This window comes from Pseudomonas sp. HMSC063H08, assembly GCF_001813645.1.
GTDB lineage: Bacteria > Pseudomonadota > Gammaproteobacteria > Pseudomonadales > Pseudomonadaceae > Pseudomonas > Pseudomonas aeruginosa.
Genome location: NZ_KV813452.1, coordinates 12,466 through 25,313, shown reverse-complemented (window position 1 = coordinate 25,313; position 12,848 = coordinate 12,466). Strand labels below are relative to the sequence as shown.

Here is a 12,848-nt window from a genome sequence, read left to right as displayed (position 1 = left end):
TTCCGACGTTTCCGGCTTCCCCGGCGGCAGCGGTTCTTCCCGCAGGGCGGATACCGCCACCGGCACGCTCCGCCGCTACTCCGCCCTATACGAAATGCTGCGCCGCGGGGAAAACGCTAGAACAACGCCATCTGCGCCCCCGGCACGGCGAACCGGCTGCAATCCAGCCCGAAGCCCTCGCGGCGGTCCAGCCCGAGGCGCTTCATCGCCACCGCGAAACGCTGCGCCAGCAGGTCGGCGAACGGTCCCTGGCCACGAAAGCGGTGGCCGAAGCGGCTGTCGTAGACCTCGCCGCCACGGCATTGGCGGACCAGGCTCATCACATGCTCGGCGCGTTGCGGGTAGTGCGCCGCCAGCCATTCCTCGAACAGCGGGCCGACTTCGCGCGGCAGGCGCAGGAGCATGTACGCGGCGCTGCGCGCGCCGGCGTCCCGCGCCGCCTGGAGCAGGCGCTCCAGCTCCATGTCGTTGACCATCGGGATCATCGGCGAGCAGAGCACGCCCACCGGGATGCCGTTGCCGCTGAGCGTGCGGATCGCCCGCAGTCGCGCCGAGGGCGCCGCCGCGCGCGGTTCGAGAATGCGCTTCAGCTCGTCGTCGAGGGTGGTCAGGCTGATCATCACCGCCACCAGGTTCTGCTCCGCCAGTTCGCGCAGCAGGTCGAGGTCGCGAAGGATCAGCGAGCCCTTGGTGACGATGGTCAGCGGGTGACGGAAGCGCAGCAGCACCTCCAGCACCTGGCGGGTCAGGCGGCGTTCGCGCTCCAGCGGCTGGTAGGGGTCGGTATTGGCGCCCAGGTTGATCGGCGCGCAGCGATAGCCGGGCTTGCTCAGTTCCTGCTCCAGCGCGCTGGCGACGTTGCTCTTGGCGATCAGCCGGGTCTCGAAATCGATCCCCGGCGAGAGGTCCCAATAGGCATGGCTGGGCCGCGCATAGCAGTAGATGCAGCCATGCTCGCAACCACGGTAGGGATTGATCGAACGATCGAAAGGGAGGTCCGGCGACTGGTTGCGGGAGATCACCGTGCGGGCGATCTCCTCGCGCACCTCGGTGAGCTGGATCGGCGGCACGTCCTGCTCCCAGCCATCGTCGAAGGCCTCGCTGTGGGTCGGGGCGAAGCGGTTGAGGGGGTTGCTGGCGGTACCGCGACCGCGCGGGGGCAGGGGAGCGCTCATGAGGGGAACCCGGCGAAATACTGTATATAAATACAGTATCGCACCGGGCCCCGGCCCACAGCCATCGCCGCCGGTCGGCGGCGAGCGGTCAGGCGTCGGGCTTCTTCTTCAGCTTGGGATTGGGGAAGAACTGCACCGACTGCACCTTCGGGTTGGCCGGCTTCGGCGCGTTCTGGTTGACCCGCGTACCCAGCTCCTTCGGGATCGACTGGCCCTGGGCGTTGAGCGTGTCGGCGTAGCCGCAGGCCACGCATTCGCGGTGCGGCACGCCGTCCTCTTCCCACATCTGGATCTTGTCCTGTTCGCTGCACGCCGGGCAGACCGCCCCGGCGATGAAGCGCTTCCTGGTGATCGCCGGGCTCATGCGGCCTCCCCGACCAGCCCGGAGTGACGCAGCAGGGCGTCGATGGACGGCTCGCGACCGCGGAAATCGACGAACAACAGCATCGGCTCGCGGGAGCCGCCGCGGGCCAGGATCGCCTCGCGGAAGGCGCGCCCGGTATCGGGGTTGAACACGCCTTCTTCCTCGAAACGCGAGAAGGCATCGGCGGACAGCACCTCGGCCCACTTGTAGCTGTAGTAACCGGCCGCGTAGCCGCCGGCGAAGATGTGCGCGAAGCTGTTGGCGAAGCGGTTGTACGCCGGCGGACGCATCACCGCCACTTCGTCGCGGATGCCCTCGAGCACCTGCAGCACGCTACGGCCGTCGCCGTGGGTGGCGTGCAGCTCGAAGTCGAAGAGGGAGAACTCCAGCTGGCGGACCATCATCATCCCGGACTGGAAGTTCTTCGCCGCCAGCATCTTTTCCAGCAGGTCCTGCGGCAGCGCCTCGCCGGTCTCGTAGTGGGCGGAGATCAGCGCCAGGCCTTCCGGCTCCCAGCACCAGTTCTCCATGAACTGGCTGGGCAGCTCGACGGCGTCCCAGGCCACCCCGTTGATCCCGGAGGCGGCGGCATGCTCGACGCGGGTCAGCAGGTGGTGCAGGCCATGGCCGAACTCGTGGAACAGGGTAGTGACCTCGTCGTGGGTCAGCAGCGCCGGCTTGCCGTTCACCGCCGGGGTGAAGTTGCACACCAGGTAGGCCACCGGGTCGATCAGCCGGCCCTGGGCGTCACGCCGGCGGTCGCGGGCGCCGTCCATCCAGGCACCGCCGCGCTTGTTGGCGCGGGCATAGAGGTCGAAGTAGAAGCGGCCGACGTGCTCGCCGTTCTCGAGGATCTCGAACAGGCGTACGTCGGCGTGCCAGCGTTCGAAATCGTGCAGTTCGCGGATCTGGATGCCGTAGAGGCGCTCGACGATGGCGAACAGGCCGGAAAGCACCTTGTCCACCGGGAAGTAGGCACGCAGCGCCTCCTGGGACACGCTGTAGCGCGCCTCGCGGAGTTTCTCGGCGTAGTAGCCGGCGTCCCAGCTCTGCAATTCGGTGCAGCCCTGCTCGGCGGCGTAGGCGCGCAGCTGCTCCAGGTCGCGGGCGGCGAACGGCTTGCTGCGCACCGCCAGGTCGCGGAGGAAGCTGAGCACCTGGTCGCTGGACTCGGCCATCTTGGTCGCCAGCGACAGCTCGGCGTAGTTGGCGAAGCCGAGCAGGCCGGCCAGCTCCTGGCGCAGGTCGAGGATCTCTTCCATCACCGGACCGTTGTCGTTCTGCCCAGCGTTAGGGCCCTGGTCGGAGGCGCGGGTGCAGTAGGCGGCGTATACCTCTTCGCGCAGGGCGCGGTCATCGGCATAGGTCATCACCGCGTAGTAGCTGGGGAACTCCAGGCTGATCAGCCAGCCGTCCAGGCCCTTGGCCTCGGCGGCCTGCTTCATCTGGGCCTTGGCCGAATCGGTCAGGCCGGCCAGCGCGGCTTCGTCGGTGACATGCTTGGTCCAGGCCTGGGTGGCGTCGAGCAGCTGGTTGGAGAAACGGCTACCCAGCTCGGACAGGCGCGACTGCACCTCGGCATAGCGCTTCTGCTTGTCCGCCGGCAAGTCGATGCCGGACAGGCGGAAGTCGCGCAGGGCGTGTTCGAGGATGGTTTTCTGGGCCACGTCGAAGCCGGCCGCCTCGGGGCTCTTCGCCAGCGCCTCGTAGGCCTCGAACAGGGCGCGGTTCTGCCCCAGCTCGGTGGAGTAGGCCGACAGCTCCGGCAGACAGGCCTCATAGGCCTCGCGCAGCTCGGCGCTGTTGCACACCGCGTTGAGGTGGCTGACCGGACTCCAGGCGGCGCCCAGACGGTCGTTGAGTTCGTCCATCGCCAGCACCAGGCCCTTCCAGGTCGGCTGCTCGCGCTGGGTTTCCAGCAGGCGGGCGATGGCGGCGCGGTTATCGGCGAGGATCCGCTCGATGGCCGGCTTCACGTGTTCCGGGCGAATGGAGGAGAAAGGCGGCAGGTCGTAGGCCTGCAGAAGGGGATTCGCGCTCACGTTGGCAACCTTGGCTAAGGAAATACCCGACCATCTTAAATACAATCGGCGGCATCCGCAGCCTGAGGAAAACTATCGTGACCATTCGTTCCTACCAGGGCAAAACGCCACTGCTCGGCGAGCGGGTCTTCGTCGATCCCTCGGCCGTGCTCGTCGGCGACATCGAGATCGGCGCCGACAGCTCGGTCTGGCCGCTGGTGGTGATCCGCGGCGACATGCACCGCATCCGCATCGGCCAGCGCAGCAGCATCCAGGACGGCAGCGTGCTGCACATCACCCACGCCGGCCCCTTCAACCCGGACGGTTTTCCGCTGAGCATCGGCGACGAAGTGACCGTCGGGCACAAGGTCCTGCTGCACGGTTGCAGCATCGGCAACCGGGTGCTGGTGGGGATGGGCTCGATCGTCATGGACGGCGCGGTGATCGAGGACCAAGTGATCCTCGGCGCCGGCAGCCTGGTGCCGCCGGGCAAGGTGCTGGAGAGCGGCTTCCTCTACGTCGGCAGCCCGGCGAAGAAGGCCCGTCCGCTGAGCGACAAGGAGCGCGGCTTCTTCGCCTACACCGCCGGCAACTACGTGAAGCTCAAGGACCTGCACATCGCCGAGGACTACCATGCGTGACGCCGCGCTGCGCTACCCGAACATCCTCTTCGATCTCGACGGCACCCTCACCGACCCGCGCGAGGGCATCACCCGCTCGGTGCAGTTCGCCCTCGCCCGCCTGGGCATCGACGAGCCGGACCTGGCGCGCCTGGAGCACTTCATCGGCCCCCCGCTGTTGCAGTGCTTCATGCAGACCTACGGCTTCGACGAAGCGCGCGCCTGGGAGGCGGTGAACCACTACCGCGAGCGCTTCAGGGTCACCGGTCTCTACGAGAACCGCGTGTTCGACGGCATTCCCGAGCTGCTCGAAGCCCTGGTCGGACGCGGCCACACGCTCTACGTCGCGACCAGCAAGCCCGGCGAGTTCGCCCGCGAGATCGCCCGCCACTTCGCCTTCGACCGTCACTTCAAGGCGATCTACGGCAGTGAGCTGGACGGCACCCGCACGCACAAGGACGAACTGATCCGCCATCTGCTCGACAGCGAAGGCCTGGCAGCGGAGCATTGCCTGATGATCGGCGACCGCATGCACGACCTGCTCGGCGCCAGCCGCAACGGTGTCGCCTGCATCGGCGTCGGCTACGGCTTCGGCAGCGAAGACGAACTGCGCGCGCACCAGCCGACCCATTACTGCGCCGACCTCGCCGCCCTGCGGCAGGTGTTGGAATCCCACTGACCCATGCTCCGTTTCAGACAAGGACGCCTGACATGACCGACAATCCCTTCGCCACCCCCACCGCCCCGGTGCAGCCGCCGGCCAGAGAGGTGCCCGCCACCACCCAGCCCTATGCGTTCATCGCGGTGCTGGCGCTGGTCACCTGCCTGTCCTTCGCCGTGAGCCTGGGCATCCAGTGGTACAACGACATCGGCGAGATCCGCCAGCGTTTCTCCGAGCACCTGCAACTGATGGCGCCGCACTGGTTCACCGGCCTGGTGTTCTACGCGGCGGCCAACCTGCTGGTGCTGCATGCCTACCGCGAGAAGCGGCAGCTCGTCGAGTTCCGCCCGCTGGCGCTGCTGCTGATCGGCTACGGTCTGCTCAACCTGGTCTGCGGCATGCTCGCCGGGATCGGCCTGGCACCGCTGACGCTGCCGTTCTACCAGTGGGTGACGGCGCAATCCAGCTACGGCGTCTGGCTGATGGCGTTCAACGAAGCGATGAGCTGGGTCTACCTGCTCCTGGGCAGCCTGCTGCCGTTGGGGCTGGTGCTGCTCGGCAGCCGGGTGAACTCGCCGCGCCTGGCCGAAGGGGAAGAAGCCCGCGTCGCTGCCTGGCAGGTCGCCCTGGGCGCCGCGCTGTGTTTCGCCACGCTGTGTTTCAAGCTGATGCAGTTCCTTCCCTACGCCCTGCTGCGCTACGACGAGCCTTGGCTATACGGCCTGTACCTGAGCGGCGTGGCGCTGCCCGCGGCGCTGCTCTTCGGCGCCGTCTGCACGCGCCTGCCGGCGCGCCTGCAACGCTTCGCCGCCGGCCGCGCGCTGCTGCTCGCGGTGGTCGCCATGCTGCTCTGGAGCGTCGCGCTGCTGGCGGTCGGCGGGGGGCTGGCGCTGCTGATGATCCTCGGCCTGGCGCCCGCTGGCATCGGCTATACGCTGCTGGTGGCGCTGCTCGGCGTCGGCCTGTTGGCGCTGCTCTGGCCGATCGGCCGGCTGGCCACGCGCTGGTGCTACGCCGACCAGCTCGCCGCCTGAGCAGGCGTCAGGGCGCTGCGGCGGCCAGCCGCTGCAACGCCGCCTGGCGCTCCGCCAGGGGGAGCTGGCCAAGGGCACGGACCCGCGCATAGAACGCCGGCCAGTTGCCGCCGACCTGGCGGAACAGCACGGCGAACGCCGCCACCCATTGGTCGTAGAGGCCGAAGGGAAGCAGCTTGGCATTGTTGAACGGCGCGTCGATCCAGGCCTTGAACGGCGACTCGCCACCCCATTCGCGCTGGCTCAGCGCCGCGTACTCGCGGCGCAGGCGCTGGAATTCGGCAGCCTTGCCGGCACGCTTGGCGGCATCGTCCAACGGCCCGGCATAAAGTGCTTCGAGGCGCGCACGACTGGCCAGGACCAGCGCGGTGAACTGCTCGCGGCGCTTCTCCTCGCGGCCGTCCGCCGGCGGCAGTCCACGATACTCGCGCCACTGGCGGGTACCTTCCTGTTCGACGAAGGTGGCGAAGGATTCGTTGAAGGCGGTGTCGTCGCGCAGGTAGAACTTCTGGTGCGCCAGTTCGTGGAAGATCAAGGTCGCCAGCCGTTCGTCGTCCCAGCGCAGCATGCTGCTGAGGATCGGATCGTCGAACCAGCCGAGGGTCGAGTAGGCCTGCACCCCGCCGACGTAGACGTCGTCGCCGAGCGCCCGCTGGCGCGCCGCCTCGGCGCGCGCGGCGGCCTCGCTGTAGTAGCCGCGGTAGGCCACGCAGCCGGCGATGGGGAAGCAATGGGTGACCGGCTGCAGCGACAGCTCCGGGGTGGCGAACACGTTCCATACCACGTAGGGCCGGCCGATATCGGCGTACAGGCGATAGCTGCGGTTGTCCGGCAGGCCGAGGCGTTCGCTGGCGAATTGCCGGGCCTTTTCCGCCTTCGCCAGGCGTTCGCGCAAGCGCGCGTCGCGCTGCGGGTCGGCGATCACCGCGGCGGCCGGCTCGCGGGCGCGCAGCAGGGCGAACTGGCCGCTGGCCAGTTGCCCGTAGTAGGAGACGGTCGAGCAACCGCTCAGCGCCAACAGCGCCAGGCAGGGAACCCAACGGGGCAGTCGAAGGTCAGCAAGCGGATGGCGAAGGCGGCGTGGCATGGGCGGAACATAGCACAGCACGCGGACCGCCCGCCGCCCTACCAGCACCGGTCCGCGATCCGGCGAGGCGGAGGAACGCAAGGCGTTTTTCCAAGGCGCGACGGATGGCGGCCGGGTTAAAGGAGCTTCGGAGTCTTCTATGCGTACGCTGCTGCTTGCCGGTGGCCTGCTCGTCCTGAGCGGCTGCTCACTGCTGATGCCCACCCCCGACCCGAACCGCGCCTGGGTCGACCTCGATACCCAGCCCGACGCCGATCTCGCCGCCGTGGAAGTCGACGACAAGAGCTGGGACCGCACGCGCTACTTCGAGGTCGATCCCGGCACCCGCGAACTCACGGTGCGCTACCAGTTCACCGTCGACCCGACCAACATCGGCCCCGTGGACAGCCCGCTCTGGCGCGATTGCCAGCTCAACCTCAAGTTCAAGGACTTCAGCGCCGGCCAGCGCTACCGCCTGGAGGCCGGGCACATCGGCTTCCGTCCCTGGGCGAAGCTCTACGACCAGGACAACAGGGAACTGGCGCGCGGCCGCGAGGGACGCTGCGCGAAGGTCTGAACGGCGCAAGGCGAGGGCGCTATGCTAGGAGCTGAACGCCCTCCGGAGCCCGCCCCATGCGTCCACTCACCCGTCTCGTCCCGCTCGCACTGCTGCTCCTCGCCGGCTGCGCCGGACCGCTGCCGCAGCCGGACCCGCAGATGGCCTGGGTCGAGCTGCGCAGCGCGCCGGCCAACACCCTGCTGGCCGAGCGCCTGGACGGCGAGCGGTTGAGCGACGGGCGCTACTTCCAGGTCACTCCGGGACGCCATGTGCTGGAGGTGCGCTTCCAGTACGAACTCTATGGCGGTTCCGGCGGCGGGGGCGGCGGCTTCGGCGAGCCGGTGCAGATCAACTGCTACCAGCAGGTGGTCTATGACGGCTTCGAGGCGGGCCGGCGCTATCGCCTGGAGGTGCGCCCGCAATTGCGCAGGGCGCTGGCGCTACTGAGCGACGAGCGTGGCGAGGTGGTCGCCCGTTCGAACTTCCAGACCAGCCGCTGCCCGCCGTACTGAAACGCAGCGGCTCAGCCGTCGTTCTTCTGGTAGATGATCTTCTTGGTGCCGTTCTCGCAACTGCCGACCACCATGTTCGGGTCGCTGACTTCGTCGTTGCGCACGATCTCCAGGGTGTAGGAGGTCACCCCGGCCGACTGGATCTTGGTCTCGATCTCCGCCTTGAGTTCCTCGCACGGCTTCGGCGCGGCCAGCGCCGTGGCGCTGAACAGCAAGGCGGCAATCCCCAGCCCGATGGTTTTCATGACCCGTCACTCCTCGTCGATGCCTGGCAGCCGAGTGCTGCGCAGCGCATCCTGCCGCATTCGACTGCGGCAGGCCAGGGCCAGTTCGCCGGGCTGGGGAAGCGTTCCGCTCAGCCGTCGAGGCTGGCGTCCAGGCTGATCTTCGCGTTGAGCACCTTGGATACCGGGCAACCGGCCTTGGCCTTGTTGGCGATCTGCTCGAAGGTCTGCGCGTCCGCCCCCGGCACGCGCGCCCTGAGCACCAGGTGCACGGCAGTGATGGCGAAACCGTCGGACTGCTTGTCGAGGGTGACCTCGGCGCGGGTCTCGATACGTTCGGCGGTCAGGCCGGCCTCACCGAGCATCATCGACAGGGCCATGCTGAAGCAGCCGGCGTGGGCCGCGCCAATCAGCTCTTCCGGGTTGGTTCCCGGTGCGCCCTCGAAGCGGGTATTGAAGCCATAGGGGTTGTCCTTGAGCGCGCCGCTTTCGGTGGAAAGGGTGCCCTTGCCGTCTTTCAGGCCGCCTTGCCAGACCGCCGATGCCGTCTTCTTCATGTCGACTCCTCCGGAGCTGTGGATGGACATCCGCTCGCGTCGGCGAGCGGGCATGTCTACATGGGAGGACGACGCAGCCGGACAAGTTCAGTCCGCCTGCGCGGCGGCGGGATTCAGGCGCAACCGTCGATGCGGCAGAGCGGCGCCGCGGCCCCGCCCACGGCATCGCTGCCGCCGGCAAGGCGCAGCTGCGTTTCGAGGAGAGCCCGCCAGTCGTCCGGCTGGCCGAGGTAGCGCCCGGTGTCGAGCACCTGCAGGCGGCCGTCGCGCTCCAGGGCGAAGGTCGGGAAGCCAGCGGCGCCGAGACGGTTCATCAGCCGCCGACTGTCGGCGAAGTGCGCGCGCAGCGGCTCGCCGGAGCAGGCGTCGAACGCCTCGGCGAAGCCCTCGCCAAGCCCCAGTTCGGCACCCAGCTCGAGCAGCACCGGACGCTCGGCGATACGCCGGCCCTCGACGTAGTGGGCACGCTGGATCCGCGCCAGCATCGCCGCGCCGAGGCCGTCGAGCGCTTCGGCGGCAAGCACGGCGGCGGTCGGCGGGGCCGAGTCGAATACCGCGCTGGTGTCGCGCAGCAGGCCGTCGAAGTAGTCCTTGCCGAACGGCTGGCCGGTCAGTTGGGCGATCCGCAGGTCATGGGGCATCACGTAGTGGCGCAGACCGGCGCCGACCGGCTGGCGGTTGGCATCGGTCATCATGCCGCCGCCATGCAGGCGTACGTCCAGACCCGTCACCTCGCGGGCGGCGGCGAGCAGCGGCGAGGCGCCGTAGCACCAGCCGCAGAGCGGATCGTAGAGGTAATGCAGGGTGAGGTCGTTCATCTCGGTCTCCACGAGACGCCCCGCAGGGGACGCCTCGATCAGCGGCTATCGGCGGGCGCGGCTCAGGGCCACTGCATCTCGCCCTTGAGCACCTTGGCGCTCAGCTCCAGGCCTTCCTCGCCCGGCAGGTTCGGGTAGCGGCGCTTCATCGCCTCGACCAGCGCGGCGGAATCCCTGGCCTTGGGCAGTTCGGCTTCCAGGGCCTTCAGGTAGTCACGGGTGAAGCGCACGCCGTCCAGGCCCTTCGGCTCCTCGCCGGTGAAATGGCCGGGCACCACGCGCCGCGGTTGCAGCGCCTCGATCCGGTCGAGCATCGCCACCCAGGCCTGGCGCGAGGCCTGGGTCTGGGTATCGGCGGTCCAGACGTGCGAACCGGATTCCACCAGCACGCCACCAACCACCGTCTTCAGCGACGGAATCCACAGCACCGTGCGGTCCGGGCTCGGCCCCTTCAGGTCGACCACCTTCAGGGCATGGCCTTCCAGCTTCAACTGGTCGCCCTTCAGCGGCTCCGGCACCACCAGCGACGTCGGCGCGTTGTCCTTGAGGATCGGCCCCCAGTAGGCCAGCTTGGCGTCCTTGGTCGCCTGGATGTGTGCGACGGTCTGCGCCGTCGCGAGGATCTTCGCCTCGGGGAAGGCGGCCTTCAGCACGTCGAGGCCGAAGTAGAAGTCCGGGTCGCCGTGGCTGATGTAGATAGTGCTGAGGGTCTTGCCGCTGGCCTGGATACGCTTGACCAGTTGCTCGGCGTCGGCGCGGGAGAACTGCGCGTCGATCAGCATCGCCTCGCGCTGGCCCACCAGCAGTTCCGAGGACACGGCGAAGATCGCCTTCTCGCCGGGGTTGTAGACCTCCAGCCGCAGCGGTTCGGCGCTGGCGGCGAAGACGCCGGCGGCACCCAGCAGGGCGGCGGCGGCAAACAGGGAACGAAGCAATCCATGGCGCGACATGAGCGGTTCTCCAGGCAGTGGGATCAGAGGCTTGCCATGTTAGTTGCTTGAAAGCGCGCAAAAAGCCCCGCAATAATCACAGCTTTGTTGCATGGATCGAGCGAATCATGGACCGCCTGACCGCCACCCGCGTCTTCGTCGAAGTCATCGACAGCGGCAGCCAGACCGCCGCCGCCGAGCGTCTGGACATGTCCCGGGCGATGGTCTCGCGCTACCTCGCCGAGTTGGAGGAGTGGGTCGGCGCACGCCTGCTGCACCGCAGCACCCGCCGCCTGAGCCTGACCGACGCCGGCGCGGAGCTGTTGCCACAGTGCCGCGAGATGCTCGCCGTGGCCGACGCCATGCAGGCCACCGGCCAGACCCGCCGCGACAGCCCGCGCGGCACTCTGCGCATCACCAGCAGCCTGTCCTTCGCCCAGGCCTGGCTGACCCGTGCCGCCGCCGCCTTCGTCGAGCGCTACCCGGGCACCGCCATCGACCTGCAGGTCAACAGCCAGGTGGTCAACCTGGTGGAGGAGCGCATCGACCTGGCCCTGCGCATCGCCAACCAGCTCGACCCCAACCTGATCGCCCGCCGCCTCGGCGAATGCCGCTCGGTGATCTGCGCCGCGCCGGACTACCTGCGCGGCCACGGCACCCCGCGGCGCCCGGAGGACCTGGCGCTGCACAACTGCCTGACCTACTCCTACTTCGGCCGCAGTCTCTGGCAGTTCGAGCGCGACGGCGAGCCGACCAGCGTGCCGGTGGGTGGCAGTCTCAGCGCCAACGAATCCACCGTGCTGCTGGAGGCCGCCGCCGCCGGTGCCGGGATCAGCCAGCAGCCGCTGTACTCGGCAGCCCCGCTGATCCGTAGCGGACGCCTGGTGGCGCTGCTGCCGGAGTGGTCGCCGCAGGTGCTCGGCATCCACGCGGTGTACGCCTCGCGCCGGCAGATGCCGCCGGCGCTGCGGGCGCTGCTGGACTTCCTGGTCGAACGGATGGCGGCCGATCCGCACTGGGACGAGGCGGGCCCCCTGGCGCTGGCGTGAAAGCCGGGTAGACTGCTGGACACGCCGCCTTCGACGCACCTTTATCCCCTGTCTGGAGCACGTCCATGTCCCTGTCGATCTACCAGGCTTCGATCCCGACCTTCCTGCGCACCCTCGGCAACCTCTCGGCGATCCTGAAGAAAGCCGCCGCCCACGCCGAAGCGAAGAACATCGATCCGCGCATCTTCATCGACGCCCGGCTGGCGCCGGACATGTTCCCCCTGGCGCGCCAGGTGCAGATCGCCAGCGACGCCGCCAAGGGCGCCGGCGCGCGGCTGGCCGGGCTGGAAGTGCCGAGCTACGCGGATACGGAAACCACCTTCGACGAACTCCAGGCACGCATCGCCCGCACCGTCGAGTTCCTCGAGGGCATCCGCGAGGAACAACTGGACGGCGCCGAAGAGCGCAACGTGACCCTCAAGGTGCGCGGCCAGGAGATCAGCTTCAACGGCCGCGACTTCCTCTTCGGCTTCGCCCTGCCCAACTTCTTCTTCCACGTCACCACCGCCTACGCCATCCTCCGCCACAACGGCGTCGAACTGGGCAAGATGGACTTCCTCGGCGGCGCCTGAGGTTCCCGCGCCGGGATGGCACGCACAAGGACCATGGAATGGATCGGAAAACCCTCGACGACACCAGCAAGTTCCTCAGCTATGTCCTTCGCCACCAGCCCGAGGCCATCGGCCTGACGCTGGGCGGCGAAGGCTGGGCCGACATCGACGCCCTGATCGCCGGCGCGGCGCGGGACGGCCGCGCCCTCGACCGCATGCTGCTCGGCGCGGTGGTCGAGAACAACGACAAGAAGCGCTTCGCCCTCTCCGCCGATGGCCAGCGCATCCGCGCCGTGCAAGGCCACTCGCATGCCGCGGTGGCCATCGCCTACGCCCCCGCGGTCCCGCCCGCAGTGCTCTACCACGGCACCGCCAGCCGCTTCCTCGACTCCATCCGCGAGCGCGGCCTGGTTCCCGGCAGCCGCCACCACGTCCATCTCTCCGCCCGCCGCGCCACCGCCCTGGAAGTCGGCCGCCGCTACGGCAGCCCGGTTCTGCTGGAAATCGACGCGCGCGACATGCATCTGGCCGGGCACCTATTCCACCAGGCGGAGAACGGCGTCTGGCTGACCGAGCGGGTACCCGTGCGGTTCATCCGCGAGGCTTGAGAAGGCATCGCCTCTCATCGGGAAGTCGTAGGGCGCATAACGCGCAGCGTTATCCGCCGATGCGCCGAGGCTAAAAGGAGAAAGCCGCCGCCTGCGATGA

16 protein-coding genes are annotated in these 12,848 nt (G+C 68.6%); 8 read left to right on the top strand and 8 right to left on the bottom strand.

Going from position 1 to position 12,848, the window contains the following annotated elements:
• Nucleotides 1–116: 116 nt before the first annotated feature.
• The 3 genes from HMPREF2924_RS15570 to prlC all read right to left on the bottom strand — a co-directional run bounded on the left by HMPREF2924_RS15570 (nt 117) and on the right by prlC (nt 3,581).
• A complete protein-coding gene (locus HMPREF2924_RS15570) occupies nt 117–1,175 on the bottom strand; it encodes a PA0069 family radical SAM protein (protein ID WP_003083628.1) in 1,059 nt (352 codons plus the stop codon).
• Nucleotides 1,176–1,263: 88 nt separating this feature from the next.
• Nucleotides 1,264–1,539 (bottom strand): YheV family putative zinc ribbon protein, encoded by a 276-nt coding sequence (locus HMPREF2924_RS15565; RefSeq protein WP_003083624.1) that lies wholly within the window; start codon nt 1,537–1,539, stop codon nt 1,264–1,266.
• Nucleotides 1,536–3,581: an oligopeptidase A gene (prlC, locus tag HMPREF2924_RS15560; RefSeq protein WP_003083621.1), complete on the bottom strand. Its 2,046-nt coding sequence runs from the start codon at nt 3,579–3,581 to the stop codon at nt 1,536–1,538. Before prlC ends, HMPREF2924_RS15565 begins: the two co-directional genes overlap by 4 nt.
• Nucleotides 3,582–3,658: 77 nt before the next feature.
• On the opposite strand from prlC, the gene HMPREF2924_RS15555 reads away from it, so the two are divergent.
• The 3 genes from HMPREF2924_RS15555 to HMPREF2924_RS15545 are packed head-to-tail and all read left to right on the top strand — an operon-like array spanning nt 3,659 to nt 5,875.
• Nucleotides 3,659–4,201 (top strand): gamma carbonic anhydrase family protein, encoded by a 543-nt coding sequence (locus tag HMPREF2924_RS15555; protein ID WP_003128183.1) that lies wholly within the window; start codon nt 3,659–3,661, stop codon nt 4,199–4,201.
• On the top strand, nt 4,194–4,859 hold the full coding sequence (locus HMPREF2924_RS15550) for an HAD family hydrolase (protein WP_015502122.1): 666 nt from the start codon (nt 4,194–4,196) through the stop codon (nt 4,857–4,859). Before HMPREF2924_RS15555 ends, HMPREF2924_RS15550 begins: the two co-directional genes overlap by 8 nt.
• Before the next feature lie 32 nt (nt 4,860–4,891).
• The gene (locus tag HMPREF2924_RS15545; protein ID WP_003114660.1) at nt 4,892–5,875 is read left to right on the top strand and encodes a hypothetical protein; all 984 of its coding nucleotides are present in this window, start codon (nt 4,892–4,894) and stop codon (nt 5,873–5,875) included.
• Nucleotides 5,876–5,882: 7 nt separating this feature from the next.
• Here HMPREF2924_RS15545 and HMPREF2924_RS15540 read toward each other — a convergent pair whose 3' ends face one another.
• Nucleotides 5,883–7,010 (bottom strand): aminopeptidase, encoded by a 1,128-nt coding sequence (locus HMPREF2924_RS15540; protein WP_003118564.1) that lies wholly within the window; start codon nt 7,008–7,010, stop codon nt 5,883–5,885.
• A 91-nt stretch (nt 7,011–7,101) separates the two neighbouring features.
• On the opposite strand from HMPREF2924_RS15540, the gene HMPREF2924_RS15535 reads away from it, so the two are divergent.
• Nucleotides 7,102–7,518, top strand: coding sequence for a PA0061/PA0062 family lipoprotein (locus HMPREF2924_RS15535; RefSeq protein ID WP_003083614.1), 417 nt, complete (start codon nt 7,102–7,104; stop codon nt 7,516–7,518).
• Between the two features lie 56 nt (nt 7,519–7,574).
• On the top strand, nt 7,575–8,012 hold the full coding sequence (locus HMPREF2924_RS15530) for a PA0061/PA0062 family lipoprotein (RefSeq protein WP_003083612.1): 438 nt from the start codon (nt 7,575–7,577) through the stop codon (nt 8,010–8,012).
• Nucleotides 8,013–8,023: 11 nt separating this feature from the next.
• Here HMPREF2924_RS15530 and HMPREF2924_RS15525 read toward each other — a convergent pair whose 3' ends face one another.
• The 4 genes from HMPREF2924_RS15525 to HMPREF2924_RS15510 form a co-directional block, all read right to left on the bottom strand.
• Nucleotides 8,024–8,257, bottom strand: a complete 234-nt coding sequence (locus tag HMPREF2924_RS15525; protein WP_003122274.1) for a DUF1161 domain-containing protein — start codon at nt 8,255–8,257, stop codon at nt 8,024–8,026.
• A gap of 110 nt (nt 8,258–8,367) precedes the next feature.
• A complete protein-coding gene (locus HMPREF2924_RS15520; protein WP_003118563.1) occupies nt 8,368–8,823 on the bottom strand; it encodes an OsmC family protein in 456 nt (151 codons plus the stop codon).
• 83 nt (nt 8,824–8,906) lie between these two features.
• Nucleotides 8,907–9,611 carry a disulfide reductase DsbM gene (gene dsbM, locus HMPREF2924_RS15515; RefSeq protein WP_003128176.1) on the bottom strand — a complete coding sequence of 235 codons (705 nt, stop codon included), beginning with the start codon at nt 9,609–9,611 and terminating at the stop codon, nt 8,907–8,909.
• Between the two features lie 62 nt (nt 9,612–9,673).
• The gene (locus HMPREF2924_RS15510; protein WP_003083599.1) at nt 9,674–10,561 is read right to left on the bottom strand and encodes an MBL fold metallo-hydrolase; all 888 of its coding nucleotides are present in this window, start codon (nt 10,559–10,561) and stop codon (nt 9,674–9,676) included.
• 107 nt (nt 10,562–10,668) lie between these two features.
• Between HMPREF2924_RS15510 and osaR the strand changes: the two genes are divergently transcribed.
• From osaR to HMPREF2924_RS15495, 3 genes are all read left to right on the top strand, one after another.
• Nucleotides 10,669–11,589 carry an oxidative stress response transcriptional regulator OsaR gene (osaR, locus tag HMPREF2924_RS15505; protein ID WP_003128174.1) on the top strand — a complete coding sequence of 307 codons (921 nt, stop codon included), beginning with the start codon at nt 10,669–10,671 and terminating at the stop codon, nt 11,587–11,589.
• A 65-nt stretch (nt 11,590–11,654) separates the two neighbouring features.
• On the top strand, nt 11,655–12,161 hold the full coding sequence (locus HMPREF2924_RS15500; protein WP_003083593.1) for a DUF1993 domain-containing protein: 507 nt from the start codon (nt 11,655–11,657) through the stop codon (nt 12,159–12,161).
• A gap of 38 nt (nt 12,162–12,199) precedes the next feature.
• A complete protein-coding gene (locus HMPREF2924_RS15495) occupies nt 12,200–12,748 on the top strand; it encodes an RNA 2'-phosphotransferase (RefSeq protein ID WP_003128172.1) in 549 nt (182 codons plus the stop codon).
• The last annotated feature ends 100 nt before the right edge of the window (nt 12,749–12,848 follow it).

What these genes read in the sequence shown, in the direction of transcription:
- HMPREF2924_RS15495 (WP_003128172.1), top strand. Translation starts at nt 12,200, where the DNA reads ATGGATCGGAAAACCCTCGACGACACCAGCAAGTTCCTCAGCTATGTC.
- HMPREF2924_RS15550 (WP_015502122.1), top strand. Translation starts at nt 4,194, where the DNA reads ATGCGTGACGCCGCGCTGCGCTACCCGAACATCCTCTTCGATCTCGAC.
- HMPREF2924_RS15530 (WP_003083612.1), top strand. Translation starts at nt 7,575, where the DNA reads ATGCGTCCACTCACCCGTCTCGTCCCGCTCGCACTGCTGCTCCTCGCC.
- HMPREF2924_RS15520 (WP_003118563.1), bottom strand. Translation starts at nt 8,823, where the DNA reads ATGTCCATCCACAGCTCCGGAGGAGTCGACATGAAGAAGACGGCATCG.
- dsbM (WP_003128176.1), bottom strand. Translation starts at nt 9,611, where the DNA reads ATGAACGACCTCACCCTGCATTACCTCTACGATCCGCTCTGCGGCTGG.
- HMPREF2924_RS15510 (WP_003083599.1), bottom strand. Translation starts at nt 10,561, where the DNA reads ATGTCGCGCCATGGATTGCTTCGTTCCCTGTTTGCCGCCGCCGCCCTG.
- HMPREF2924_RS15535 (WP_003083614.1), top strand. Translation starts at nt 7,102, where the DNA reads ATGCGTACGCTGCTGCTTGCCGGTGGCCTGCTCGTCCTGAGCGGCTGC.
- HMPREF2924_RS15500 (WP_003083593.1), top strand. Translation starts at nt 11,655, where the DNA reads ATGTCCCTGTCGATCTACCAGGCTTCGATCCCGACCTTCCTGCGCACC.
- HMPREF2924_RS15565 (WP_003083624.1), bottom strand. Translation starts at nt 1,539, where the DNA reads ATGAGCCCGGCGATCACCAGGAAGCGCTTCATCGCCGGGGCGGTCTGC.
- osaR (WP_003128174.1), top strand. Translation starts at nt 10,669, where the DNA reads ATGGACCGCCTGACCGCCACCCGCGTCTTCGTCGAAGTCATCGACAGC.
- HMPREF2924_RS15570 (WP_003083628.1), bottom strand. Translation starts at nt 1,175, where the DNA reads ATGAGCGCTCCCCTGCCCCCGCGCGGTCGCGGTACCGCCAGCAACCCC.
- HMPREF2924_RS15525 (WP_003122274.1), bottom strand. Translation starts at nt 8,257, where the DNA reads ATGAAAACCATCGGGCTGGGGATTGCCGCCTTGCTGTTCAGCGCCACG.
- HMPREF2924_RS15545 (WP_003114660.1), top strand. Translation starts at nt 4,892, where the DNA reads ATGACCGACAATCCCTTCGCCACCCCCACCGCCCCGGTGCAGCCGCCG.